The following is a 25,256-nucleotide window of genomic DNA, read 5'->3' as shown; positions in this document are numbered from 1 at the left end:
GGCGGCGCGACCCGCACCCGTGACGTGCGACCGACCGACCGGAGACGAACGAGAGGACCGTACGTGAGCGACAGCGCGCCCGGCACGCCGCCCTCGGCCGGCGTCCCCCCGACGGCCGTCGAGCCGCCGACCGGTGACGGGTCCGCTCCTGCGGGAACCGGGGACGACGCCGTCGACGAGGCGCTCGGCCGGCTGGACGGTGTCGCGGAGCTCGACCTGCGCGCGCAGCTGGTGACGTTCGAGGCCGTGCACGGGGCCCTCCAGGACCGCCTCGCGGACGCCGAGGGATGAGCCCGACGGTGACGGCACGCCTCGACACCGAGCTCGTCCGCCGGGGGCTCGCGCGCTCGCGCACGCAGGCCGCGCGGCTCGTGGCCGACGGCCGCGTGCGCGTCGACGGCGTCCCCGCCGCCCGCGCGGCGACCTCCGTGGACGCCGCGCAGGACGTCGCGGTGCACGCCGACCCGGCCGATCCCGGGTGGGCGTCACGCGCGGCGCACAAGCTGGCGGACGCGCTGGACGCGTGGCCCGACCTCGAGGTGCGGGGGGCGGTGTGCCTGGACGCCGGGGCGAGCACGGGCGGGTTCACGGACGTGCTGCTGCGCCGCGGAGCGGCCCACGTCGTGGCCGTCGACGTCGGTCACGACCAGATCGTCGGGCGCCTGCGCGAGGACGCGCGCGTGGAGGTCCGCGAGGGGGTGAACGTGCGTGACCTGCGCGCGAGCGACGTCGCGCCGGCGCCCACCGTCGTGGTGGGGGACCTCTCCTTCATCTCGCTGCGCCTCGTGCTGGCGCCGCTGCTCGCGGTCGCGGCACCCGGGGCCGATCTCGTGCTGCTCGTGAAGCCGCAGTTCGAGGTCGGCCGCGAACGGCTGGGTGCGCACGGGGTGGTCCGGGACCCGGCCCTGTGGCGCGCCGCCCTGCTCGACGTCTGCGCCACGGCGACCGACCTCGGCGCGCGCGTCGTCGACGTGCGGCCCAGCACGCTCCCGGGCACGCACGGCAACGTCGAGTTCGTCCTGCGCCTCGCCGCACCCGGGCGCGAGCGGCACGAGGACGTCGATGTCGCCGCGACGGTCGACACCGCCGTCGCCGCGGCGACCGCGCTCGGCGCGACGGTGCCCGGGCACGCGCGACCGGGAGCGGCCCGATGACGCGGCGCGCGCTGGTGGTGCGGCACAGCGGCCGCCCGGAGGCGGTCGCCGCGGCGGACGACGTGCTGCGTGCGCTCGAGCTCGCGGGGGTCGAGGCGTTCGCGGCGTCCGAGGACGTCGCACCCGAGGACCTGCCCCCGTTCGAGCTCGCCGTCGTGCTCGGCGGCGACGGCACGATCCTGCGCGCCGCGGAGCTGACGCGCGGGACGGACGTGCCGCTGCTCGGCGTCAACCTCGGGCACGTCGGCTTCCTCGCCGAGATCGAGCCCGAGGCCGTGGCCACCGCCGTCGCGCGCCTCACGGCGGGCGACCACGACGTCGAGGAGCGTGCGACGCTCGACGTCCTCGTCGTGCACCCGGACGGGCGGACCGAGTCGGGCTGGGCGCTCAACGAGGCGGCGCTCGAGAAGACGGACCCGGCCCGGATGATCGAGGTGGTGGTCGAGGTCGACGGCCGGCCGCTGTCGTCCTTCGGCTGCGACGGGCTGGTCGCCGCCACGGCGACGGGCTCGACCGCGCACGCGTTCTCGGCCGGAGGCCCCGTCCTGTGGCCGGACGTCGCCGGCACGGTCCTCGTTCCCCTGGCCGCGCACTCGCTCTTCGCGCGTCCGCTCGTGGTGGGCCCGGGCAGCGTGCTCGCGATCGAGCTCATCGACCGGTCCCCGTCGACGGCCGTCGTCACGTGCGACGGCCGCCGTCAGCTCGCCCTCGACCGGGGCGCGCGCCTCGAGGTGCGCGTGAGCGACACGCCCGTGCGGTTCGCGCGCCTGACGCCCGCGCCGTTCACGACGCGGCTCGTGCAGAAGTTCGACCTGCCGGTCGTCGGCTGGCGCGGTGCCCGCGAGGACGGTGGACGGTGATCGAGGAGATCCGGATCGACGACCTCGGCGTCATCGGCCGCGCGCACGTGCGGCTGGGCCCTGGCCTGACCGTGCTGACCGGCGAGACCGGCGCCGGCAAGACGATGGTGCTGACCGCGCTGTCGTTGCTGCTGGGCGGCCGTGCGGACCCCGCGGCGGTGCGCACCGGCGCCCGCGCCGCGGCCGTGGAGGGCCGGGTGGTCCTCGCCGACGCCTCGCCCGCGCTCGAGCGTGCCCGCGAGGCGGGGGCCGAGGTCGACGACGACGGCAGCCTCGTCGTGCTGCGCACCGTGACGGCCGGCACCGACGGGACCGCCGGGCGCTCGCGCGCCCATCTCGGTGGGCGGAGCGTGCCGCAGGGCGTCCTCGCCGACATCGCCGAGGAGCTGGTGACCGTGCACGGCCAGGCGGACCAGGCCCGGCTGCGCTCACCCGCGCACCAGCGCGCGGCCCTGGACGCGTTCGCGGGCCCGCAGCACGCCGCCGTGCTGGCGCGTCACCGCGCCGTCTGGACCGAGCGTGCGCGGGTGCAGACCGAGCTCGACGACCTCGTGGCGCGCGCGCAGGAGCGTGCGCGGGAGGCGGAGCTGCTGCGCCTGGGCCTGGCCGAGGTCGAGCGCGTCGCGCCGCAGCCGGGTGAGGACGCCGAGCTGACGGCGGAGGCGGAGCGACTCGGCAACGCGGAGGACCTGCGCGCCGCCGCCGGCGGCGCGCACGGCGCGCTGGTGGGCGACGACGACAGCGCGGGGGAGACGGCCGCGGCGACCCTGCTGGTCGAGGACGCGCGGCGCCGGCTCGAGCAGGTGGGTGCGCACGACCCTGCCCTGGCCGTGCTCGCCACCCGCGTGGCCGAGGCCGGCTACCTGCTCGCCGACGTGGCCGCGGACCTCGCGGCGTACGTGCAGGACCTGCAGGCGGACCCAGCGCGGCTCGACGCGGTGCAGCGACGCCGGTCGGAGCTCGCCACGCTGACCCGGTCCTACGGCGCGGACGTCGCCGCCGTCCTGCGGTGGGCCGAGGAGTCGTCGAACCGGCTCCTCGACCTCGAGGGCGGCGAGGAGCGGATCGCGGCGCTGGGGGAGCGGCGGGACGCGCTGGACGCCGAGCTGCGCGAGCTGCAGGCGACCCTGACCGCCGCGCGGACGGACGCCGCCGACCGGCTGGCCGACGCGGTCAGCGACGAGCTGGCGGGCCTGGCGATGGCCGGCGCACGCCTGGTCGTCGACGTCCGGCCCGCGGACGAGCCGGCCGCGCACGGCGCGGACCAGGTGGAGATGCTGCTCGTGCCGCACGCGGGCGCGCCCGCCCGCCCGCTCGGCAAGGGGGCGTCGGGCGGCGAGCTGTCGCGCGTGATGCTCGCGCTCGAGGTGGCGCTCGCGACCGCGGAGGGTTCGGGCGCGGCCCGGCCCGGCACGTTCGTGTTCGACGAGGTCGACGCGGGCGTCGGCGGACGGGCCGCCACGGAGGTCGGGCGACGGCTGGCACGGCTCGCCGGCGGGACGCAGGTGCTGGTCGTGACGCACCTCGCGCAGGTCGCGGCGTTCGCGGACCAGCACCTCGTCGTCACGAAGTCGGTCGCGGACGGCGTCGACGTCGTCACGGAGTCCGACGTGCGCACGGTCGACGGCGAGGACCGCGTGCGCGAGCTGGCCCGGATGCTGTCCGGCCAGGACGACTCGGAGACGGCGCGCGCGCACGCGGCGGAGCTGCTGGCCCAGTCCGTGGGACGATGAGCGACGATGAGAGTCTCCCTGCGCAGGCGTACGACCGCGCCCGACACCGGTGAGGTGGTCGGGCCCGCACGCGTCGACCGCCGAACGAAGTCCCTGACCAAGCGGCTGCGGCCAGGTGACGTCGCGGTCATCGACCACCTCGACCTCGACCGCGTGTCGGCCGAGGCGCTGGTGCGGTGCCAGCCCGCGGCGGTGCTGAATGCGGCCCCGTCGACGTCGGGCCGGTACCCCAACCTCGGGCCCGAGATCCTCGTGTCCGCCGGCATCCCCCTCGTGGACGACCTCGGCGCCGACGTGATGGCCGTGGCCGAGGGGCGCACGCTGCGCGTCGTCGACGGCGCCGTGTACGACGGCGACGCGTTGGTCGCGGAGGGCGTCGCACAGACGGCTGCGTCCGTCGCGGCGGCGATGGAGGAGGCGCGCGCGGGCCTGTCCGTGCAGCTCGAGTCCTTCGCCGCCAACACGATGGACTACCTGCGACGCGAGCGTGACCTGCTGCTCGACGGCGTCGGCGTGCCCGACATCGACACGCGCCTCGAGGGCCGCCAGGTGCTCATCGTGGTCCGGGGGTACCACTACAAGGAGGACCTCGTCACGCTCCGCTCGTACATCCGCGAGTACCGGCCGGTGCTCATCGGGGTGGACGGCGGCGCCGACGCGATCATCGAGGCCGGCTGGCGCCCCGACCTGATCGTCGGGGACATGGACTCCGTCTCCGACCGGTCCCTGCAGTGCGGCGCCGAGATCGTCGTGCACGCCTACCGCGACGGCCGCGCGCCCGGTCTGGCCCGCGTCGAGCAGCTCGGGGTGCCGCACGTGGTGTTCCCCGCGACGGGCACGAGCGAGGACGTCGCGATGCTGCTCGCCGACGACAAGGGCGCCGAGCTCATCGTCGCCGTGGGCACGCACGCCACGCTCGTCGAGTTCCTCGACAAGGGGCGCTCCGGCATGGCGAGCACGTTCCTCACGCGCCTGCGCGTGGGCGGCAAGCTGGTCGACGCCAAGGGGGTGTCCCGGCTCTACCAGCACCGCATCTCCAACGTCCAGCTCACGCTGCTGGTCCTCGCCGGGCTGCTGGCGCTCGGGGTCGCGCTGGCCTCCACCGCGTCGGGGCAGACGCTCATCGGCCTGCTCGGGGCGCGTCTCGACGACGTCGTGTCGTGGTTCGGCTCGCTCGTCGGCGGCTCGCCGTGACGCCGCCCCCCGGGCGGGCGCGCCCCGGCGCCGCCGGTCGCACGACGGCGACCCGCGCGCCCGCGCGCCCCCTCCCGACGTTCCCCGCCCCTCGCGCCGCAGTCCCGGGCGCACCCGACCGAGAGCTCCTGTCGTGATCGACTTCCGGTACCACATCGTCTCGCTCATCTCCGTCTTCCTCGCGCTCGCCGTCGGCATCGCCCTCGGCGCCGGGCCGCTCAAGGAGACGATCGGCGACACCCTCACGGGACAGGTGGAGCAGCTGCGCGCGGAGAAGGAGGACCTGCGTGCGCAGCTCGACGCCGCGGCCGCCGACCAGGCTGCCGCGGAGGCGATCGTCTCCGCCGCCGGCGAGCGCATGCTCGCCGGTGCGCTCGCGGACCGCCGCGTCGCCCTCGTCCTGCTCGACGAGGTGCCCGAGGAGCAGGTGACCGCGATCGCGGAGCGGCTCGGCCAGGCCGGCGCCTCCGTGTCCGCCACGGTCCGGCTGACCGACGCCTGGACCGACCCTGCGCTGCGCTCCTACCGGCAGGCGCTCGCCGGCACGCTCGTGTCCTACCTCGAGCCGCCGCCCCCCGCCGACGCGGGCACCGAGGCGGAGCTCGCCGACGCGCTGGTGCAAGGCCTCGTGGGAGCCGACGCGACGGCGCCCGACGTGCTGTCGGAGAACGCCGCGACGCTCCTGGAGCTGCTCTCCTCCGGCGACAACCCCCTGCTCGCGGTGACCGGTGAGATCACGACGCCCGCGGACGCGGTCGTCGTCATCGCCGCGCCGCCCGTCGCACAGGACGAGGCGTCGCCGAGCGCCGCGTCCACCCCGACCACGCAGGACGCCGCGCTCGCCGTGATCGACGCGGCGCAGCGGCTGTCCACCGGCGCGGTGCTCGCCGACGGCCCCCGCACGCCCGAGTCGCTCACGTCCGCGCTGCTGGACGACGGCGACCGGGCCGAGCGGGTCACCACGGTGTCCGCCACCGACGACGTCGCGGGGCAGGTCGCCGTGCCGCTCGCGCTCGCCGCGCGCATCGCGGGCGAGAACGGCCACTACGGGTACGGCGACGACCTCGAGCCGCTGCCGCCGGCCGTGCAGCTGCCGCCCGTGGACCGCACGCCGGCCACCGTCGGCGACCCCGCGGCCGACGCGGGCGCCGGCACCGCCACGGAGGGCGCCACGGAGGGCGAGGGATGAGCGCGGGACGCCGCCTGGCGACCGCCGCCGTCGCGGCCGCGACCACGGCCGTCGTCCGCGGCGTCCTGGACACCAGCCCTCCCGGCGGACCGGGCGTGTGGACGCGGACCAACCACCGGGGTGAGCCGGTGAGCATGCTCGAGGGTCCGGCCGTCGCGGCCGGCCTGGTCGCGGGCTCTCTCGTCGGCGCGGGGTCGCCGCGTGCGGCGCTCGCCACGGCTACTGCCGTGGCCGGCGCCGCCACCTTCGGGCTCGTCGACGACCTGCGCGAGGACGCCGCGACCCGCACCAAGGGGCTGCGCGGGCACCTCGGTGCGCTCGCCCACGGCCGGCTGACCACGGGCGGGCTGAAGGTGCTCGGCATCGGCGCGACGGCGCTGGCCGCGGCCGCCGTCGCACGCCCCGCGGGCGGGCACGCCGTGCGTCCGGCCGCGCGCGCGGCCGACACGCTCGCGTCCGGCGCGCTGATCGCCGGCACCGCCAACCTGCTCAACCTCCTCGACCTGCGCCCGGGCCGTGCGCTCAAGGCCGCCGCGCTCGCCGCCGTGCCGCTGCTGCTCGCCGGCGGGGACGGCGCGGGGACGGCGGCGGCGGTCCTCGGGACCGGCGGCGCCGCCTCCGAGCAGGACCTCGCCGAGGTCGACATGCTCGGCGACGGCGGCGCCAACGCGCTCGGCGCGGCACTCGGCACGGCGCTCGTCCTCGGTGCGCCCCGGCCCGTGCGGCTCGCCGCGCTGGCCGGTGTCGTCGCGCTCACGGTCGCGAGCGAGCGGATCAGCTTCACGCGCGTCATCGAGCGCACGCCCGTGCTGCGCGAGCTCGACGCGTGGGGGCGTCGCCCCGCGGCACCGGTCGAGCCGGCGGCGGACGGCGCCGACGGCGCACGACCGGGCGCCGCACCCGCATGAGCCCCGGCGCGCGCCGCGCCGTCCAGGGGCTCCTCGGCGCGGCGGCGATGATCACCGTCGTCACGCTGCTCTCCCGGGTGCTGGGGCTCGGCCGTTTCCTGGTGCTGGCGGGCACGGTGCGGGCCGAGCGCATCGGCGACGCCTACAACGCGGCGAACATGCTGCCCAACATCCTGTTCGAGGCCGCCGCGGGCGGGGCGCTCGCCGGCGCCGTCGTGCCGATGCTGGCCGCCCCCCTCGCCCGGGCGGACAAGGAGGGGGTCGACCGCATCGCGTCGGCCGCGCTCGGGTGGACGCTCCTCGTCCTCGTGCCGCTCGGGGTGCTGCTCGCGGTGTGCGCCGCGCCGCTCGCGGCGTTCCTCGGCGGGCCGGACGAGACCACCGTCGCCCTCATCCGCTTCTTCACCCTCGTGTTCGCCGTCCAGGTGCCGCTGTACGGCGTCGCCGTGCTGCTCTACGGGGTGCTGCAGGCGCACCGACGCTTCTTCTGGCCCGCGTTCGCGCCGGTGCTGAACTCGCTCGTCGTCATGGGCGCGTACCTCGGCTACGGGGCCCTCGCGGGCGGTGAGGCGAACGACCCGTCGGCGCTCGACCCCGGCGCGCTCGAGGTGCTGGCCTGGGGGACCACCGCGGGCGTGGCGGCGATGTGCCTGCCGATGCTCGTCCCCGTGCGCCGGCTCGGTGTGCGGCTGCGCCCCACGCTGCGGTTCGACGGGGACACGGGCGCCCGTTTCCGTGCGCTGGCGCTGGCGGGGATCGGGTCCGTCGCCGCCCAGCAGCTCGCGGTCTTCCTCATCCTGCGCCTCGCGCTGCGGTACGCGCCGGGGCAGGGGGAGGGGTACACGGCCTTCGTCTTCGCGCAGCAGGTCTACCTGCTGCCCTACGCCGTGCTGGTCGTGCCGCTGGCGACCTCGACCTTCCCGCGCGTGGCGGCGCACGCGGCCGCGGCGGAGCGCGAGGCGTTCGCGCGGCTCGCGGCGGTGACCACGCGCGGCGTGCTGGTGGCGGCGGCGCTGGGCGGTGCGGCGGTCCTCGCGGGCGGCCCCGCGGTGGCGACGGTGTTCGCCGCGCTCGCCGAGAACCCCGGCGTCGCCGACGGGCTCGCCTCCGCCCTGGTGCCCATGGCGCCCGGCGTGGTGGGCCTCGGCGTGCTGTTCCACGTCTCGCGCTGCCTGTACGCGCTGGAGCGCTCGCGCGCCGCCGTGGCGGCGAACGTCGTCGGGTGGGGCGTGGTGTCGCTCACGGCGGTCGTGCTCGTGGTCGTCGTCGGCACGGGGGGCGACCGCGTCCTGGGGGCGCTCGGCACCGCGACGACGGTCGGCATGACCGCGGGCGCCGTGGTGGCGCTGCTGGCACTGCGCCGGTCCGCCGGTCGCGGTGCGCTCACGGGGCTCGCGCGGACGTCCGTGGTCGCGCTGGCCGCCGCCGCGCTCGGGGCCGGCGCGGGCCGGTGGGTCGCCGACTCGGTGCTGCTGCTCGTCGGCGACGGCGGGTGGTCGGCGACCGGCGCGGCGGCGGGCGGTGCGGTGCTCGCCGCCACGGTGGTCGCCGCGGCGGTCGCGCTGCTCGACCGCGGGACCGTCACGGGGGTGCTGCATGCGGAGCGTGCATCCGTCGAGGGGCCCGCCGTCCCCGTGCGCGCCGACGCGCCCCGACCGGCCGACGCCGGCGACAACGACCTCGGGACCCGCACCCCCTGACGGCGGACGCGACGCACGGGCCGGACGTGCGCGGGGACACGCCCGTCCGCGGCGCGGTCCCGCGGCGCCGGCCCCGACGTCCGGTAGGGTGGAAGCCCGTGACAGAGCGCGCGTATCGACTCTCCGGGCGGTCGGACATCTCGACCCGGCACATCTTCGTCACCGGGGGGGTGGCGTCCTCCCTCGGCAAGGGCCTGACGGCGAGCAGCCTCGGTCGGCTCCTGCGGTCCCGCGGCCTGCGGGTCACGATGCAGAAGCTCGACCCGTACCTCAACGTCGACCCGGGCACCATGAACCCGTTCCAGCACGGCGAGGTCTTCGTCACCGAGGACGGCGCCGAGACGGACCTCGACGTGGGCCACTACGAGCGCTTCCTCGACGTCGACCTCGTCGGCTCCGCGAACGTCACGACGGGCCAGGTCTACTCCCACGTGATCGCCAAGGAGCGGCGCGGCGAGTACCTCGGCGACACCGTGCAGGTCATCCCGCACATCACGGACGAGATCAAGAGCCGCATGCGGTCGCAGGCGGGCGAGGACGTCGACGTGATCATCACGGAGATCGGCGGCACCGTCGGCGACATCGAGTCCCAGCCCTTCCTCGAGGCGGCGCGCCAGGTGCGCCACGACCTCGGCCGCGACAACGTCTTCTTCCTGCACGTCTCGCTCGTGCCCTACATCGGCCCGTCGGGCGAGCTGAAGACCAAGCCCACGCAGCACTCGGTGGCGGCGCTGCGCAGCATCGGCATCCAGCCGGACGCGATCGTGCTGCGGGCGGACCGCGACGTCCCGGAGTCCACGAAGCGCAAGATCGCGCTCATGTGCGACGTCGAGCAGCAGGGCGTCGTCACGGCGAAGGACGCGCCGAGCATCTACGACATCCCGCGCGTGCTGCACAGCGAGGGCCTCGACGCCTACGTCGTGCAGCGGTTGGGCCTGCCGTTCCGCGACGTCGAGTGGAGCGGCTGGGAGGACCTGCTGCGGCGCGTCCACAAGCCGGCGAACCAGGTCGAGATCGCGCTCGTCGGCAAGTACATCGACCTCCCCGACGCCTACCTCTCGGTCACCGAGGCGCTGCGCGCGGGCGGCTTCCACCACGACGCCAAGGTCACGATCCGGTGGGTCACGTCCGACGACTGCCAGACGCCCGAGGGCGCCCAGGAGGCGCTCGGCGGCGTCGACGCCGTGCTCGTGCCCGGCGGGTTCGGCGTGCGGGGCATCGAGGGCAAGCTCGGCGCGCTGCGCTGGGCCCGCGAGCAGAAGGTGCCGACGCTCGGCCTGTGCCTCGGCCTGCAGTGCATGGTCATCGAGTACGCGCGCAACGTCGTGGGCCTCGAGGACGCGTCCTCGACCGAGTTCGAGCCCGACTCGCCGCACCCGGTCATCGCGACGATGGAGGAGCAGCTCGCGATCGTCGGCGGCGACGGCGACCTCGGCGGCACGATGCGCCTCGGCGCGTACGTCGCGCGCCTGACGCCGGGGTCCGTCGTGGCCGAGACGTACGGCAGCGAGCAGGTCTCCGAGCGGCACCGGCACCGGTACGAGGTGAACAACGCCTACCGCGACAAGCTCGAGGACGCCGGCCTCGTGATCTCGGGCGTCTCGCCCGACACGTCGCTGGTGGAGTTCGTCGAGCTCCCGCGCGAGACGCACCCGTACTACGTCGCCACGCAGGCGCACCCGGAGTTCAAGTCGCGTCCGACGCGCTCCCACCCCCTGTTCGCCGGTCTCGTGGGCGCGGCCCTCAGGCAGCGGGCCGGCGCGTGAGCGTCACCGATCCGGGCCCTCTCGTCGACGTCCCGCAGGAGCGGGACGTCGTCGCGCAGGAGACGGTCTTCCGGGGCCGCGTCTGGGACGTCGTGCGCGACACCGTGCAGCTCGGTGACGGCCCGGCCGTGCGCGAGTACGTGGCCCACCCGGGTGCCGTCGCGGTGCTGGCGATGGACGACGACGACCGCGTGCTCCTGCAGGCGCAGTACCGCCACCCCGTGCGGCACGTGCTGTGGGAGCCGCCGGCCGGGCTGCTCGACGTCGAGGGCGAGGAGCGCGTCGTCGCGGCGGCGCGCGAGCTGGCCGAGGAGGCGGACCTGGAGGCGGGCCGCTGGTGGCGCCTCGTGGACTTCTTCAGCACGCCCGGCGGCAACGACGAGCGCATCACCGTCTTCCTCGCGCGCGACCTGCGTCCCGTGCCCGCGGAGGGCCGCTACGCGCGGGCCGAGGAGGAGGCCGACATCGTGCCGGCCTGGGTGCCGCTCGACGACGCCGTGACGGCGGTGCTCGAGGGCCGGCTGCGCTGCCCCACGACGGTCGCGGGCGTGCTCGCCGCCGCCGCCGCGCGGGCGGCGGGGTGGTCGACGCTCACCGAGGTCCACCTCGACGGCTGAGCCCCTGCGCCGCACGCACGACGGCCGCTCCCCGTCCCGGGGAGCGGCCGTCGTCGTCCGTGCGCCGGAGCCTCAGGCGGGTGCCGTCGCGGGCAGCGCCGAGGCGGGGGCGCCGCGGACGCGCAGCGTGCCGAGGACGAGGGCGAGGGCCGCGGTCAGGACGGCCGCGCCGAACATGTGCAGGTTGACCAGGGCGATGGGCAGGCCGGTGAACAGCTGCACGTAGCCGATGCCGCCCTGCGCGAGCGTGACGACGAGCAGCGCGAGGCCGGCGCGGCGGACCCGGCCGAGCGCGTCGGCCGGTGCGTGCGGATGCACCGGTGCGGTGCCCCGCGCCGGCTGCACCGTGCCGTCCGGCGAGGGGTACGCCGGCGCGGCGGACGCCCGGCCCGCGCGTGCGACGCGCACGAGCAGGACCACGAGCACGGCGACGAACGCCCACACGGACAGCGCGTGCACGCGCGCCACGGCGTACGGGTCGACGGCGAACCGGTAGCCGACCTCCTCGTCGCCGGAGTGCGGCCCCGCACCCGTCACGACGACGCCGAGCACGAGCACGACCGCACCGATCGCGCCGAGGACCGCCGCGAGCACCCGGGTCGTGCGGTCCACGGCGGCGACGGGTGCGCCGTCGCCCTCGCGCGTGCGCACCAGGAGCCACGCCGACACCGCGACGAGCGCCATGGAGATGAGGAAGTGCGAGCCGACGACCGCCGGGTGCAGGTGGACGAGCACGGTGATCCCGCCGATCACGGCCTGGAGGGCGACCCCGGCGAACGGTGCCCACGCCCAGGCGCGGTAGGACCGCGACCGCGAGCGGTCGAGCCCGGCGAGCAGCGCCACCGCGGCGGAGAGGACGACCAGGAGACCGGTGAGCGTCCGGTTCCCGAACTCGACGGCCGTGTGCACCGACATCGCCTCGTGGAACACGGGCGCGAACTGCCCCGGCTCGCACTGCGGCCACGTCGAGCAGCCGAGGCCCGACCCGGTGAGCCGCACGGCGCCGCCGGTGACGACGATCACCACCTGCGCGACGAGGTTCGCGACCACGGCCGGCACCGTCCATCGGGGGCGCAGGCGCTGCAGCAGGGACGGCGACGGCGGGGCCACGGGGGACGTGGTGGAAGTCGTGCTCACGCGTCCAGGGTAGGCGCGCCGAACGGCGGCGCCGGCACCGGGAGGCGGGCGTCACACCGTGCGCGCGAGCGTGCCGCGGTGCGTCCGCGACGCGCCGCGCGCCGTCAGTGCCAGCGGAAGACGCGCGCCGCGAGCGCCCCGAGGCCGACCGTCCACGCGGCGAGCACGAGCGCCGGGACGAGCGGGAGCGTGCCGTCGATCAGCGTGCCGCGGAGCACGTCGCCGAGCGCGCCCGAGGGCAGCCACGCCGCGACCGACGCGACGGGCGCCGGCAGGTCGGCCGCCGGGACGATGACGCCGCCGCCGAGCGCCAGCACGAGCAGCAGGAGGTTGGCCAGCGCGAGCACGGCCTCGGCCCGCAGCGTGCCGGCGACGACGAGCGCCAGTGCGGTGAACGCGCCCGTGCCGAGCACGATCCCGACCGCGGCGAGCGCGACGCCCGCCGCGTCGGGGCGCCAGCCGAGCGCGGCCGCCACGGTCCCGATCAGCACGACCTGGACGAGCTCGACCGCGAGGACGCCGAGCACCTTGCCGGCGAGCAGCCCGCCGCGTCCCAGCGGCGTGGTGGCCATGAGCCGGAGGACGCCGTTGCGGCGGTCGAAGGCCGTCGCGATCGCCTGGGACGTGAAGGAGGCCGTCATGACGGCCAGGGCGAGCAGGCCGGGTGTGAGGAAGTCGACGCGCGCCGCGCCGGCCGTGTCGATCCCCACGAACGTGCCCTGCACGAGCCCGACGAGCGCCAGCACGGGGATGACCACCGCGACCAGCAGCTGCTCACCGTTGCGCAGGATCGTCCGGGTCTCGAAGCCCGCCTGGGCGAGGACCCGGCGCAGCGGCGGCGCCGCGAGGCCGTCCGCGGGTGCGGCCGTCGGCCGGCTCATCGCAGGCTCCGTCCGGTCAGGTCGAGGAAGACGTCCTCGAGCGTGCGCCGACCGAGGTCGAGCCGCGTCGCGAGCACGTCGCGGGCGGCCAGCCAGGCGGTGACGTCCGCGAGCGTCCGCGGTCCGACCGCGCCGGTGACGGCGAGCGTCGTCGCCGACCGCTGCTCGACGGCGAGGGCGTCGTCCAGCGCGCCCCGCAGGTCGGCGACGTCGACCGCGCGCTCGGTGCGCACGACGAGCGTCACGCGCGGGCCGCCCGCCGCGCCCGCGCCACCGGCGGGGCCCCCGCCCCCGCCCGCGAGCAGGTCGGCCACCGTCCCCTGCGCGATGACGCGGCCGTGGTCGACGACCACCACGTGGTCGGCGAGGTCCTCGGCCTCCTCCATGACGTGCGTGGTGAGGATCACGGCGACGCCCTCGTCCCGCAGCTCGCGCACGAGCTCCCAGACGGCGAGCCGCGCCTGCGGGTCCATGCCGGCGCTCGGCTCGTCGAGGAACACGACGCGGGGACGTCCCACGACGGCGACCGCCAGCGCGAGGCGCTGGCGCTGGCCGCCGGACAGCCTGCGCACGGTCGTGCGCGCGAAGGCGTCGAGGCCCAGGCGGGCCGCGAGGGCGTCGGTGCCGAGCGGGTGGGCGTACATGCGGGCGACGTGGTCGAGCATCTCGCGCGCCCGCACGCCCGAGGGCAGGCCGCCGTCCTGGAGCATGACGCCGACCCGCGGCCGCAGGGCGGCGGCGTCCGCCACGGGGTCCAGCCCGAGCACGCGCACGCGGCCGGCGTCCGGGCTGCGCAGCCCCTCGCAGCACTCGACGGTCGTGGTCTTGCCCGCGCCGTTCGGCCCGAGGACCGCGGTGACGCTCCCGGCCTGCGCGGTGAGGTCGAGGCCGTCGACGACGGTGCGGCCGTCGTAGCTCTTGACGAGGCCGCGGACCTCGACGGCGGGGGAGTGCACCACGGTGGGGGAGTCTAGGTCGTCGTGCGGGCCCCGACGGGCCGCCGGCCGGCGGCACGCGGGCGGCGGCCGGGCTGCAGCGTGGCCCGTGACTGCGGTGCGCACGCGCTGCGACTTGTCCCCCAGATGGACGACGCGGCCGCGCCGTCGGGTGTGCCTTTAGGGTGACGCGGCGGCGTCCGCGGACGCCGCCCGGCCCGCTGCAGGACCACCGAACGACCCACCCCCGACGACGGGAGAGCCCGTGGCCACGTACCGCATCGACCCCGACTCGCTGCGCGAGGTGCCCCGCGACGTGACCGCCGGGTGGGCGCACGTCGAGGCGCTCGAGGAGCGGGGGAGCGACGGCGACGGCGAGCGGGTCGCGTGGCTGCGGATCCTCGGTGCGCTCACGTCGGCGGAGCTGCTCGCGTGGGCGGACGTCGCGCGCCACGGCGGGCCGGCGACGCTCGACGCGCTGCCCACGGCCGCGGCCGCGCTGCCCCGCACGGCGTACCGCCCGCTGCTGCGGCTCGCGCACGTGCTGCACTGGCAGCGCCGGTACGGCGACGCCGACGCGGTGGTCGACGCGGTCCGGTGCTCCGCCCGCGCGGCCGCGGAGCAGGCGACCGCCGCGGGTGACGAGCCGGTGCGACGCGACTGCGCCGCCGTCCTCGGGTTCGCCGACCAGCAGCAGGGCCGCGTGCGCTACGACGAGGGCCGGTACCCCGAGGCCGCGGCCCTGTTCGCGGCGGCGCTCGAGCGGCGCGAGTGCGAGGGGGCGCCGGCGGACCAGGTCGCCTCCAGCCGGCAGGCGCTCGCGGCAGCACGCCGGCGGCACGCGGGGGTGGCCCCGAGCCGGGTGTGAGGCGCGCGACTCACCAAGGGTCGCCTTGCTTGCGGGGATGGATTTCGGCAACAAGTATGTTGCCGATATCAGAAGCCCGCGCCCTCGCGCGGGCACACCCGCCGGATGCGTCGTCACGCCGCCCGGTGCGCCGGTCGACTCTTCCGCGGAGGTGCACGTGGCCAGCCTGCTGCCCGTGGTCACACCCACCGCGTCCGCGCGCCCCGGACCCGTGCTCGTGGCCGAGCCCGGTGCGGGTCCCGCCGCGGACCACGCCGCGGGGACGAGCGCCGACCACGACGCCGGCACGCGCCGTCGCGTGCTGCAGATCGTGGCCACCGACGGCCCGGTCAGCGCCGCCGACCTCGCGACGGCGCTCGACCTCGCCGCCGCCGGCGTCCGCCGCCACCTCGCGGCGCTCGAGCACGCCGGTCAGGTCACCGTGCACGTGGGCGGCGGCGGGGCCAGGGGTCGCGGCCGGCCCGCCCGGCGCTACGTCGTCACCGGGCACGGCCAGGGCACGCTGTCGCAGCGGTACGCCGAGATCGCGGCGGACGCGCTGCGCTTCCTCGCCGACGCGGCCGGTCCGGAGGCCGTGGAGCGCTTCGCGGAGCAGCGCGTGCGCGAGCTCGAGACCCGGCACGCCGCGGCCGTCGCGGCCGCCGGCGACGACGTCACCGCGCGCACGCACGCCCTCGCCGACGCGCTCGCGCGGGACGGGTACGCCGCGTCGGCGCGCCCCGTCCCCGGCACGGGCGCACTGCAGCTGTGCCAGGGCCACTGCCCCGTGCAGGACGTCGCCGCCGAGTTCCCGCAGCTGTGCGAGGCGGAGACGCGCGCGTTCGGCCGGCTCCTGGGCGTGCACGTCCAGCGCCTGTCCACCCTCCCGTCCGGAGGGCACGTGTGCACCACGAGCGTGCCCACCCGCAGACCGACGGGCGGACCGTGACACCGGCCGCCCCACCCGCACCCGTACCCCACCCCCCGACCCCCGCACGTGCACTCGACGGAAGGACCGACACCATGAGCGCACCCACGGACGAGACGGCCACCCGGCCGGCGGCCACCGAGCCGCTGAGCCAGGACGAGGCCATCGCCTCCCTCGGCAACTACACCTACGGCTGGCACGACCCGGACGTCGCCGGCGCGGTCGCGCGCCGCGGCCTGTCCGAGGACGTCGTGCGCGACATCTCGCGGCTGAAGAACGAGCCCGAGTGGATGCTCAGGACGCGCCTGAAGGCGCTGCGCCTGTTCGACAAGAAGCCCATGCCGTGGTGGGGCGCCGACCTGTCCGGCATCCACTTCGACAACATCAAGTACTTCGTGCGCTCCACGGAGAAGCAGGCCACCAGCTGGGAGGACCTGCCCGAGGACATCAGGAACACGTACGACCGGCTCGGCATCCCGGAGGCGGAGAAGCAGCGCCTCGTCTCGGGCGTGGCCGCGCAGTACGAGTCCGAGGTCGTGTACCACCAGATCCAGGAGTCGCTCGAGGAGCAGGGCGTCATCTTCCTCGACACCGACACGGGCCTGCGCGAGCACCCGGAGATCTTCGAGCAGTACTTCGGCTCCGTGATCCCGTCCGGGGACAACAAGTTCGCGTCGCTGAACACCGCCGTGTGGTCGGGCGGCTCGTTCGTCTACGTGCCGCCGGGCGTGCACGTCGAGATCCCGCTGCAGGCCTACTTCCGCATCAACACGGAGAACATGGGCCAGTTCGAGCGGACCCTGATCATCGCGGACGAGGGCTCGTACGTGCACTACGTCGAGGGCTGCACCGCGCCGATCTACCAGTCGGACTCGCTGCACTCGGCCGTCGTCGAGATCGTCGTGAAGAAGAACGCCCGCGTGCGCTACACGACGATCCAGAACTGGTCGAACAACGTCTACAACCTCGTGACCAAGCGCGCCACGGTCGCCGAGGGCGGGACGATGGAGTGGGTCGACGGCAACATCGGCTCCAAGGTCACGATGAAGTACCCCGCCATCTACCTCATGGGCGAGCACGCCCGCGGCGAGACGCTGTCCATCGCGTTCGCCGGCGAGGGCCAGCACCAGGACGCCGGCTCGAAGATGGTGCACGCGGCCCCGCACACCTCGAGCTCGATCGTCTCGAAGTCGGTCGCGCGCGGCGGTGGCCGCACGTCCTACCGCGGGCTCGTGCAGATCCTCGAGGGGGCCTCGCACTCCGCGTCGAACGTGCTGTGCGACGCGCTCCTGGTCGACCAGATCTCCCGCTCCGACACGTACCCGTACGTCGACGTCCGCGAGGACGACGTGTCGATGGGCCACGAGGCGACCGTGTCGCGCGTGAGCGAGGACCAGCTGTTCTACCTGATGTCCCGGGGCATGGCCGAGACCGAGGCCATGGCGATGATCGTGCGCGGGTTCATCGAGCCCATCGCGCGCGAGCTGCCCATGGAGTACGCCCTCGAGCTGAACCGCCTCATCGAGCTGCAGATGGAAGGGGCCGTCGGCTGATGACGACCACCACGAACGAGGGCGCCGGCACCGGCCTCTCGACCGACCACTCGCGCGCCGTCGCCGACGGCGCGCACACGCACGGCGACGTCGTGCCCGAGTCGTCGCGCGCGTCGCGCCCGACGAGCTTCGACGTCGCCGACTTCCCCGTGCCCACGGGCCGCGAGGAGGAGTGGCGGTTCGCACCCGTCGACCGGTTCGCGCCGCTGTTCGGCGCCGCGACCGGCGGCGTGCTGTCCGGTCACGGCGTGCTGACCACCGTCGTCGAGTCGCCGGAGGCGCGGGTCGAGATCGTCGACCGCGACGACGTGCGCCTCGGGCAGGCGGGCAAGCCGGGCGACCGGACGGCCGGCACGTCGTGGGCGTCGTTCGAGCGCTCCACGGTGCTGACGCTGCCGCGCGAGTCGGTGTCGTCCAAGGTGACGTCGATCGTCGTCGAGGGAGCCGCGCACGGTGAGGTCGCCGAGGAGCCGACGGCGACGCACCTGCTGGTGCACGCCGAGCCGCTGTCGCAGGGCGTCGTCGTCATCGACCACGTCGGGCACGCGAACCTCACGGAGACGCTCGAGATCGTCGCCGAGGACGGTGCGCACCTGACCGTCGTGTCCGTGCAGGACTGGTCGGAGGGCTCGGTGCACGCGTCCAGCCACCGGCTGCGCATCGGCCGCGACGCGTCCGTCAAGCACATCGTGGTCACGCTGGGCGGCGACGCCGTGCGCATCACGCCCGACGCCGAGTTCGTGGGCGAGGGCGCGTCCGTCACGCTGCTCGGCGCGTACTTCGCCGACGCGGACCAGCACCAGGAGCACCGCCTGTTCGTCGACCACGCGGTGCCGAGCTGCGTCTCGCGCGTCACGTACAAGGGCGCGCTGCAGGGCGCCGGGGCGCACACGGTGTGGGTCGGCGACGTGCTGATCCGCGCGGCCGCCGAGGGCACGGACACCTACGAGCTCAACCGCAACCTGGTCCTCACCGACGGGGCTCGTGCCGACTCGGTGCCCAACCTCGAGATCGAGACGGGCCTCATCGAGGGCGCCGGCCACGCGAGCGCGACCGGCCGGTTCGACGACGAGCAGCTGTTCTACCTGCGCGCGCGGGGGATCCCCGAGGCCGACGCGCGCCGCCTCGTCGTGCGCGGCTTCTTCGCCGAGCTCATCCACGAGATCGGCGTGCCGGAGGTCGAGGAGCGCCTGATCGCCTCCATCGAGGCCGAGCTCGAGAAGTCCATGAGCGAGATCCTCGGGACCACCCCGCGAATCGAGGAGTCCGAGGCGGTCGCCCCGGCGGAGCAGGCATGAGCGCCCAGCTCGCCTGCATGACCGACGACGTGCCCGTCGCCGGCACGCTGCGCGTCGAGCTCGAGGGCGAGGCGGGACCCGTCGAGGTCGCCGTCGTCCGTGACGAGTCCGGCGAGTGGCACGCCATCAGCGACGTCTGCTCGCACGGCGCCGTCTCCCTCTCCGAGGGCGAGGTCGAGGACTGCTCGGTGGAGTGCTGGCTGCACGGGTCGCGGTTCGACCTGCGCAGCGGCAAGCCCCTCTCGCCGCCGGCCGTCCGCCCCGTCCCCGTCTACCCCGTGACCGTCGACGGCGAGCGTGTGCTCGTCGACGTCGACGCCCCGCTCTGAAACCCCGAGGAGTACCCGAGATGTCCACCCTGGAGATCCGCGACCTGCACGTCAGCGTCGAGACGAAGGAGGGCGCCAAGCCCATCCTGCGCGGCGTCGACCTGACCGTGAACAGCGGCGAGACCCACGCGATCATGGGGCCCAACGGCTCCGGCAAGTCCACGCTCGCGTACTCGCTCGCCGGCCACCCCAAGTACCAGATCACGTCCGGCACCGTCCTGCTCGACGGCGCCGACGTGCTCGCCATGAGCGTCGACGAGCGTGCGCGTGCGGGCATGTTCCTCGCCATGCAGTACCCCGTCGAGGTGCCGGGCGTGTCGGTGTCGAACTTCCTGCGCACCGCCAAGACGGCCATCGACGGCACGGCCCCGCCGCTGCGCACGTGGGTCAAGGACGTGCGTGGCGCCATGGACGCACTGCGCATGGACCCGACGTTCGCCGAGCGCTCGGTCAACGAGGGCTTCTCGGGCGGCGAGAAGAAGCGCCACGAGATCCTCCAGATGGAGCTGCTCCAGCCGCGCATCGCGATCCTCGACGAGACCGACTCCGGCCTCGACGTCGACGCGCTGCGGGTCGTCTCCGAGGGCGTCAACCGCGTCCGCGAGAAGACCGACGTCGGCGTGCTGCTCATCACGCACTACACGCGCATCCTGCGCTACATCACGCCGGACTTCGTGCACGTCTTCGTCGACGGCCGCATCGCCGAGGAGGGTGGCCCCGAGCTGGCGAACCGCCTCGAGAACGAGGGCTACGACCGGTTCCTCACGTCCGCCACGGCGTGAGCCCGCGGTGACCACCGCACGCCGGGACGCGACCCTCGCGGTCGCGTCCCGGCGGGGCCCCGGAACCCGGGGCCACCGGACGACCGCCGTCGTCCGGACCGTCGTCCGGAGGGACCTCCCATGACCAGCACGCTGGAGCCGGTCGCCGCACCCGCCGGCCGGCTGTCCGCGACCGAGCTCGCCGCGGTGCGCGCCGACTTCCCGCTGCTCGCGCGGACCCTGCGGGACGAGCGCCCGCTGGTCTACCTCGACTCCGGGGCGACCGCCCAGAAGCCCGAGGTCGTCCTCGACGCCGAGCAGGACTTCTACGTCCAGCGGAACGCGGCGGTGCACCGCGGCGCCCACCAGCTCGCCGAGGAGGCGACGGACGCGTTCGAGGACGCCCGCGCGCGGGTCGCCGGGTTCGTCGGCGCCTCGCCGGGCGAGCTCGTGTGGACGTCGAACGCCACCGCGGCGCTCAACCTCGTGGCGTACGCCATGTCGAACGCGTCGCTCGGGCGCGGGGGAGAGGCCGCCCGCCGGTTCGCGCTCGCCCCGGGGGACGAGATCGTCGTCACCGAGCTCGAGCACCACGCCAACCTCGTGCCGTGGCAGGAGCTCGCGGCACGCACGGGCGCGACGCTGCGCTGGATCGGCGTCACGGACGACGGCCGGCTGCGGGTCGACGAGCTCGACACGGTCGTCACCGAGCGCACCAAGGTGCTGGCGTTCTCGCACGCGTCGAACGTCACGGGTGCCGTCACGCCGGTCGACCGGTTCGTCGCCCGCGCCCGCGAGGTCGGCGCGCTGACCGTGCTCGACGCGTGCCAGTCGGTCCCGCACCTGCCGGTCGACCTGGCTGCGCTCGGCGTCGACTACGCGGCCTTCTCGGGCCACAAGATGTACGGGCCCACGGGCGTCGGCGCGCTCTACGGGCGGCGCGAGCTGCTCGAGGCGATGCCGCCCGTGGCGACCGGCGGGTCCATGGTCGAGGTCGTCACCATGGAGGCCACGACGTACGCGCCGCCGCCGCAGCGCTTCGAGGCGGGCACGCAGATGGTGTCGCAGGCGGTCGCGCTCGGCGCCGCCGCGCAGTACCTCGACGAGCTCGGCATGGTGGCCGTGCACGCGCACGAGACCGAGATGGCCGCGCTGCTGCTCGACGCGGTCGCGTCCGTGCCCGGCGTGCGCGTCATCGGACCGACCGACACGGTCGACCGCCTGGCGAACGTCGCGTTCGTCGTCGACGGCGTGCACGCGCACGACGTCGGCCAGGTGCTGGACGACGCGGGCGTCGCCGTCCGGGTCGGCCACCACTGCGCGCAGCCGCTGCACCGGCGCTTCGGCGTCGCCGCGACCACGCGCGCGTCGGCCGGGGTGTACACGACTGCCGAGGACGTCGCGGCCTTCCGGGAAGCACTGGCGGGGGTCCGGGCGTTCTTCGGTGCGGAGGGAGCGTGATGAGCACCGGATCGATGGAGCAGCTGTACCAGCAGGTCATCCTGGACCACGCGAAGCACCCGCACGGGCGGGGCCTCGGGGGTGCCGGCGACGCCGCGGCACGCACGGGGGAGTCGCACCAGGTGAACCCGACGTGCGGTGACGAGGTGACCCTCCAGGTCGACCTCGACGACACCGGCGTCGTGCGCGACGTGCGCTGGGAGGGGCAGGGCTGCAGCATCTCGCAGGCCTCCGTCTCGGTGCTGCACGACCTCGTCGTCGACCGGGACCTGGCGGGCGTCGACGAGGTGGCCGCCACGTTCCGTGCGCTCATGCAGTCCAAGGGCGCCGGGCTGCACGACGAGCACGCCGAGGACCTCCTCGGCGACGCCACCGCCTTCACGGGCGTCGGGCGGTTCTCGGCACGCGTCAAGTGCGCGCTGCTCGGCTGGACCGCCCTGTCCGACGCCCTCATCACGTCCGGCGCACGCGCCCGGGAGGACGCATGACCACCGACCACACCACCACGCCCGCCGCTGCCGTGCCGGCCGCGACGGCGGCCCCCGCCAACGTCGCCGACGTCGAGGAGGCGCTCCGCGACGTCATCGACCCCGAGCTCGGGATCAACGTCGTCGACCTCGGCCTCATCTACGGCATCGCGCTCGAGGGCAGCACCGCGGTCATCGACATGACGCTCACGTCGGCGGCGTGCCCGCTGACCGACGTCATCGAGGACCAGTCGGCGCAGGCCCTCGAGGGACTCGTCGACGGCTTCCGCATCAACTGGGTGTGGATGCCGCCGTGGGGCCCGGAGAAGATCACCGACGACGGCCGCGAGCAGATGCGGGCCCTCGGCTTCAACATCTGACCCACGGCACGAGCAGGACGGCCCGGCCCCCGCGAGGGGACCGGGCCGTCGTGCTCCCGCGGTCGGACGTCAGAGCGTGGCGGCGGCGAACGTGTCGCACGCCTCCATCGAGCCCTGCTCGTAGCCGGTCGTGAACCAGCGCTGGCGCTGCTCGCTGGACCCGTGCGTCCAGGTGTCGGGGTCGACGCCGCCGCCGGACTGCTGCTGGATGTGGTCGTCGCCGATCGCCGCGGCGGTGTCGAGGGCGGTGGCGAGCTGCTCCTGCGTGATCGGCTGGAGGAAGGTGACGCCGGTGTCGGGGTCGACGCGGGTCGCGGCGTCGCCCGCCCACATGCCGGCGTAGCAGTCGGCCTGCAGCTCGACGCGCACGGAGTCGGACTCGGCGCCGCCGCCGCTGCGGTCGGCGCGCTCGAAGACGCCGGTGAGGTTCTGCACGTGGTGGCCGTACTCGTGCGCGTAGACGTACATCTCCGCCAGCGGCCCGCCCTCCGTGCCGAACTGCGACTGCAGCACGTCGAAGAAGCCGAGGTCGAGGTAGATCCCCTGGTCGGGCGGGCAGTAGAACGGCCCGGTCGACGACGACGCGGCACCGCAGCCGGTCTGCACGCCGCCCTCGAAGATCTCGCCCGCCGGCTGTGCGAACTGTGCCCCGGCGGCGGGCAGCGTCGCGGCCCAGTAGGTGTCGAGAGCCTGCAGGCTCGCCGAGAAGCGGCACGTCGGGTCGGCGTTGGCCTGCTCGGCGGTGCACCCGGCGACGTCCTGTGCGGGGCCGCCCTCGCCACCGCCGGCGCTCCCGCCCAGCAGCGGCGACACGTCCTGCCCGGTGAACAGGAAGATCGCCAGCGCGATCACGCCGACCAGGCCGCCACCGGCCGCCGCCGTGCGTCCGCCGGAGCGTCGGCGGACGCGGCCGCCCTCGAAGTTGCCACCCTCGCTGAATGTCACGGCGTCACCGTAGACCGCGCGGTCGTGCGTCGCCCGGCGAGCGGATGCCCGATATGGGCGGCCGTCCAGGGCGGGTCAGGCCTCGCCGAGGCCCCGCGCCGCGAGGGCGTCGCCCGTCGTGCGGGCGCGCCCGACCATCCGGACGGCCGCCGGCACGACGAGGGCGCGCGGGTCGCGCGCGAGGCCGCGGGCGCGGGCCGCGTCCCGCGTCTCGGTGACCGTGTGCACGAGCACGGGCACGGTCCGCAGGAACAGGCCGACCGCGAGGCCGACCGTCTCCGGGGGCAGGCCGACGTGCCGCAGGGGGCGCGCCGCCCGCGTGACGGCGCCGAGCAGGTCGTCGGCGCGCGTCGTGGCCGTGACCAGGCTGCCGGCCAGCACGAGCGTCAGCAGGTCGAGCGCGGCCTCGGCCCCCCGCGCCGGGTCGCCGACCCAGGTCTGGTACGCGCCCAGCACGAGGGCGGTGGCTGCCACGGGCAGCAGACCGCGCGTGGTGCGGTGCCACGGCACGCGGGCGAGCCACGTCGCGCCCACGACCACGCCCAGGCCGACGGCGGCCGCCGCGACGCCCCGCACGAGCACGACCGCGAGGCCGAGGGCCGCCAGCCCGAGCAGCTTGGCCGCCACGGGCGCGCGGTGCAGCGGGCTGTGCCCCGGATGGTGCAGGCCCAGCGGGCCGGCCCACGGCGGCCGCTGCGGCCGTCCGGGTCCGGTGCGCCCGGCGCGGCTCACGCGCGCGCCTCCGGCGCCGGCACTGGGCCCACGCGCGCCTCGTGGTGCGTCGCGGTGCCCGCGGCGTCGGGCCGCGTCATCAGCTCCCGGTAGCGCGCGAGCGCCGACCCGGGCGGCCCGTCCGCCGCGACGGCCCCGCCGTCCACCACCAGCACGCGGTCGGCGCGCGCAGCCGCGTCCAGGTCGTGCGTCACGACGACCACCTGCTGGTCGAGCGACGCGAGCAGGTCGTCGACGCGCGTGCGCCAGCGTAGGTCGAGCAGCGTCGTCGGCTCGTCGCACACGAGCACGGCCGGTTCGGTCGCGAGCACCGCGGCGAGCGCGAGCAGCTGGCGCTGCCCGCCGGAGAGGGAGTGCACGGGCACGTGCGCGCGCTCGGCCAGGCCGAACCGCGCGAGCACGTCGAGCGCCCGCGCCGTGCGCTCGCGCGCGTCGGGCACCGTGCGGCGCAGGGACAGGGCGACATCCTCGACGGGCGTCGGCATGACGATCTGCGCGTCGGGGTCGGTGAAGACGAACCCGACCCGGCGCCGCACCGCCGCGCCGTCGTCCGCGGTGTCGAGGCCGTCGACGCTCACCCGACCCGCGGACGGCAGCACGAGGCCGTTGAGCAGCCGCGCGAGCGTGGACTTGCCGGACCCGTTGGCGCCGACGACAGCGACCCGGCGCTCGTCGAGCCGCAGCGACACCGGACCCAGCAGCCGCACGACGCGGTCGGGGCCGCCGTCCGGGTCCGGCGCCCAGGCCGTGACCTCGACGTCCTCGAGAGCGATCACGACGGCTGTGCGGCCTGCCGAGGGCGCACGTCCGGACGCAGGTCGGGGAACGCCCGCAGCACGGCCACGGTCACCGCACCGGCGAGCAGGTTCTTCAGGACGTCGCCGGGCCAGTAGACGACGTCGATGGCGAGCGCGGCCGGCAGGTCGACCTCGCGGAGCCACATGAGGCCGGCGACGCCGGCCGGGTGCACGGTGAGGAACGACGCGCCGAGCCCGGCCGCGGCGAGCGCCGCCCAGCGCCGGCGCACGGGGGCGCGCAGGGCGACGCGCGACAGCAGGCCCGCCACCAGCGCGGCGAGGGGGAACGCCAGCAGGTAGCCGACGGACGGCTTGCCGAGCGTGCCGAGCCCGCTGCTGAGGTCGGCGAAGACCGGGACGCCGGCCAGCCCGACGACGAGGTACAGCGCGACCGCGAGGAAGCCGCGCAGCGGCCCCAGGACGAGGCCCGCGAGCATCACGCCGAACGTCTGCAGGGTGATGGGCACGCCGGCACCCGTCGGGATCGAGGGCACGAGCGTGCAGGCGGCGACGAAGGCGGCGAACGTGGCGACGAGCGCCACGTCCGTGGCCGGCCGGCGGTGCGTGCGCGGCGCCGGCAGCGCGGGCGTGCCGGACGCCGGGGTGGGCGGCGCGGTGGTGGTCTCGTCGAAAGCGCTGGACATGGGTCGCCTTCCGCGGGGAGTGTCGGGGCGCCGCAGTCGC

Annotated in this window: 26 protein-coding genes; 19 read left to right on the top strand and 7 right to left on the bottom strand. The window is 75.8% G+C overall.

What is annotated here, in order from left to right:
* Positions 1 to 63 precede the first annotated feature (63 nt).
* The 10 genes from E5225_RS09970 (at position 64) to E5225_RS09925 (ending at position 11,121) form a co-directional block, all read left to right on the top strand.
* Positions 64 to 291 carry a hypothetical protein gene (locus tag E5225_RS09970; RefSeq protein ID WP_135973837.1) on the top strand — a complete coding sequence of 76 codons (228 nt, stop codon included), beginning with the start codon at positions 64 to 66 and terminating at the stop codon, positions 289 to 291.
* Positions 288 to 1,154, top strand: a complete 867-nt coding sequence (locus E5225_RS09965; protein WP_135973838.1) for a TlyA family RNA methyltransferase — start codon at positions 288 to 290, stop codon at positions 1,152 to 1,154. The genes E5225_RS09970 and E5225_RS09965 overlap by 4 nt, the downstream gene beginning before the upstream one ends.
* On the top strand, positions 1,151 to 2,014 hold the full coding sequence (locus E5225_RS09960) for an NAD kinase (protein WP_135973839.1): 864 nt from the start codon (positions 1,151 to 1,153) through the stop codon (positions 2,012 to 2,014). Before E5225_RS09965 ends, E5225_RS09960 begins: the two co-directional genes overlap by 4 nt.
* Positions 2,011 to 3,747 (top strand): DNA repair protein RecN, encoded by a 1,737-nt coding sequence (gene recN / locus E5225_RS09955; RefSeq protein WP_135973840.1) that lies wholly within the window; start codon positions 2,011 to 2,013, stop codon positions 3,745 to 3,747. The genes E5225_RS09960 and recN overlap by 4 nt, the downstream gene beginning before the upstream one ends.
* A 6-nt stretch (positions 3,748 to 3,753) precedes the next feature.
* A complete protein-coding gene (steA, locus tag E5225_RS09950; RefSeq protein WP_135973841.1) occupies positions 3,754 to 4,941 on the top strand; it encodes a putative cytokinetic ring protein SteA in 1,188 nt (395 codons plus the stop codon).
* 133 nt (positions 4,942 to 5,074) lie between these two features.
* Positions 5,075 to 6,130, top strand: coding sequence for a copper transporter (locus E5225_RS09945; protein WP_135973842.1), 1,056 nt, complete (start codon positions 5,075 to 5,077; stop codon positions 6,128 to 6,130).
* On the top strand, positions 6,127 to 7,038 hold the full coding sequence (locus tag E5225_RS09940; protein ID WP_135973843.1) for a hypothetical protein: 912 nt from the start codon (positions 6,127 to 6,129) through the stop codon (positions 7,036 to 7,038). The genes E5225_RS09945 and E5225_RS09940 overlap by 4 nt, the downstream gene beginning before the upstream one ends.
* Positions 7,035 to 8,738: a murein biosynthesis integral membrane protein MurJ gene (gene murJ, locus E5225_RS09935; RefSeq protein ID WP_135973844.1), complete on the top strand. Its 1,704-nt coding sequence runs from the start codon at positions 7,035 to 7,037 to the stop codon at positions 8,736 to 8,738. Before E5225_RS09940 ends, murJ begins: the two co-directional genes overlap by 4 nt.
* Positions 8,739 to 8,836: 98 nt before the next feature.
* Positions 8,837 to 10,504 carry a CTP synthase gene (locus E5225_RS09930; protein WP_135973845.1) on the top strand — a complete coding sequence of 556 codons (1,668 nt, stop codon included), beginning with the start codon at positions 8,837 to 8,839 and terminating at the stop codon, positions 10,502 to 10,504.
* Positions 10,501 to 11,121 carry an NUDIX domain-containing protein gene (locus E5225_RS09925; RefSeq protein ID WP_135973846.1) on the top strand — a complete coding sequence of 207 codons (621 nt, stop codon included), beginning with the start codon at positions 10,501 to 10,503 and terminating at the stop codon, positions 11,119 to 11,121. Before E5225_RS09930 ends, E5225_RS09925 begins: the two co-directional genes overlap by 4 nt.
* A gap of 72 nt (positions 11,122 to 11,193) precedes the next feature.
* On the opposite strand, the gene E5225_RS09920 is transcribed toward E5225_RS09925, so the two are convergent.
* From E5225_RS09920 to E5225_RS09910, 3 genes are all read right to left on the bottom strand, one after another.
* Positions 11,194 to 12,258: a COX15/CtaA family protein gene (locus E5225_RS09920; protein WP_135973847.1), complete on the bottom strand. Its 1,065-nt coding sequence runs from the start codon at positions 12,256 to 12,258 to the stop codon at positions 11,194 to 11,196.
* A 104-nt stretch (positions 12,259 to 12,362) separates the two neighbouring features.
* On the bottom strand, positions 12,363 to 13,139 hold the full coding sequence (locus E5225_RS09915; protein ID WP_135973848.1) for an ABC transporter permease: 777 nt from the start codon (positions 13,137 to 13,139) through the stop codon (positions 12,363 to 12,365).
* Positions 13,136 to 14,098, bottom strand: a complete 963-nt coding sequence (locus E5225_RS09910) for an ABC transporter ATP-binding protein (protein WP_135973849.1) — start codon at positions 14,096 to 14,098, stop codon at positions 13,136 to 13,138. The genes E5225_RS09915 and E5225_RS09910 overlap by 4 nt, the downstream gene beginning before the upstream one ends.
* A 241-nt stretch (positions 14,099 to 14,339) precedes the next feature.
* Between E5225_RS09910 and E5225_RS09905 the strand changes: the two genes are divergently transcribed.
* From E5225_RS09905 to E5225_RS09865, 9 genes are all read left to right on the top strand, one after another.
* Positions 14,340 to 14,942, top strand: a complete 603-nt coding sequence (locus tag E5225_RS09905) for a hypothetical protein (protein WP_135973850.1) — start codon at positions 14,340 to 14,342, stop codon at positions 14,940 to 14,942.
* Positions 14,943 to 15,117: 175 nt separating this feature from the next.
* Positions 15,118 to 15,870 (top strand): helix-turn-helix transcriptional regulator, encoded by a 753-nt coding sequence (locus E5225_RS09900; RefSeq protein WP_341765664.1) that lies wholly within the window; start codon positions 15,118 to 15,120, stop codon positions 15,868 to 15,870.
* A gap of 74 nt (positions 15,871 to 15,944) precedes the next feature.
* Positions 15,945 to 17,402: a Fe-S cluster assembly protein SufB gene (sufB, locus tag E5225_RS09895; protein ID WP_135973852.1), complete on the top strand. Its 1,458-nt coding sequence runs from the start codon at positions 15,945 to 15,947 to the stop codon at positions 17,400 to 17,402.
* Complete coding sequence (sufD, locus tag E5225_RS09890) at positions 17,402 to 18,700, top strand: Fe-S cluster assembly protein SufD (RefSeq protein WP_135973853.1); 1,299 nt, start codon at positions 17,402 to 17,404, stop codon at positions 18,698 to 18,700. The genes sufB and sufD overlap by 1 nt, the downstream gene beginning before the upstream one ends.
* Positions 18,697 to 19,029 carry a non-heme iron oxygenase ferredoxin subunit gene (locus E5225_RS09885; RefSeq protein WP_135973854.1) on the top strand — a complete coding sequence of 111 codons (333 nt, stop codon included), beginning with the start codon at positions 18,697 to 18,699 and terminating at the stop codon, positions 19,027 to 19,029. Before sufD ends, E5225_RS09885 begins: the two co-directional genes overlap by 4 nt.
* 20 nt (positions 19,030 to 19,049) lie before the next feature.
* On the top strand, positions 19,050 to 19,811 hold the full coding sequence (gene sufC, locus E5225_RS09880; RefSeq protein ID WP_135973855.1) for a Fe-S cluster assembly ATPase SufC: 762 nt from the start codon (positions 19,050 to 19,052) through the stop codon (positions 19,809 to 19,811).
* 120 nt (positions 19,812 to 19,931) lie between these two features.
* Positions 19,932 to 21,251, top strand: coding sequence for a SufS family cysteine desulfurase (locus E5225_RS09875; RefSeq protein WP_135973856.1), 1,320 nt, complete (start codon positions 19,932 to 19,934; stop codon positions 21,249 to 21,251).
* Positions 21,251 to 21,739, top strand: a complete 489-nt coding sequence (sufU, locus tag E5225_RS09870; protein ID WP_135973857.1) for a Fe-S cluster assembly sulfur transfer protein SufU — start codon at positions 21,251 to 21,253, stop codon at positions 21,737 to 21,739. Before E5225_RS09875 ends, sufU begins: the two co-directional genes overlap by 1 nt.
* The gene (locus E5225_RS09865) at positions 21,736 to 22,098 is read left to right on the top strand and encodes a metal-sulfur cluster assembly factor (protein ID WP_166435976.1); all 363 of its coding nucleotides are present in this window, start codon (positions 21,736 to 21,738) and stop codon (positions 22,096 to 22,098) included. The genes sufU and E5225_RS09865 overlap by 4 nt, the downstream gene beginning before the upstream one ends.
* Positions 22,099 to 22,167: 69 nt before the next feature.
* Here E5225_RS09865 and ypfJ read toward each other — a convergent pair whose 3' ends face one another.
* From ypfJ to E5225_RS09845, 4 genes are all read right to left on the bottom strand, one after another.
* Positions 22,168 to 23,043 (bottom strand): KPN_02809 family neutral zinc metallopeptidase, encoded by an 876-nt coding sequence (ypfJ, locus tag E5225_RS09860; protein ID WP_135973858.1) that lies wholly within the window; start codon positions 23,041 to 23,043, stop codon positions 22,168 to 22,170.
* A 75-nt stretch (positions 23,044 to 23,118) separates the two neighbouring features.
* A complete protein-coding gene (locus E5225_RS09855) occupies positions 23,119 to 23,775 on the bottom strand; it encodes an energy-coupling factor transporter transmembrane component T family protein (RefSeq protein ID WP_135973859.1) in 657 nt (218 codons plus the stop codon).
* Positions 23,772 to 24,551, bottom strand: coding sequence for an energy-coupling factor ABC transporter ATP-binding protein (locus tag E5225_RS09850; RefSeq protein WP_135973860.1), 780 nt, complete (start codon positions 24,549 to 24,551; stop codon positions 23,772 to 23,774). Before E5225_RS09850 ends, E5225_RS09855 begins: the two co-directional genes overlap by 4 nt.
* Complete coding sequence (locus E5225_RS09845; RefSeq protein WP_135973861.1) at positions 24,548 to 25,216, bottom strand: biotin transporter BioY; 669 nt, start codon at positions 25,214 to 25,216, stop codon at positions 24,548 to 24,550. Before E5225_RS09845 ends, E5225_RS09850 begins: the two co-directional genes overlap by 4 nt.
* Between the last annotated feature and the right edge of the window lie 40 nt (positions 25,217 to 25,256).

Source organism: Cellulomonas shaoxiangyii (genome assembly GCF_004798685.1).
Lineage (GTDB): Bacteria > Actinomycetota > Actinomycetes > Actinomycetales > Cellulomonadaceae > Cellulomonas > Cellulomonas shaoxiangyii.
The sequence above is the reverse complement of the archived record's forward strand: the minus strand, read 5'-3'. Positions and strand labels throughout refer to the sequence as shown.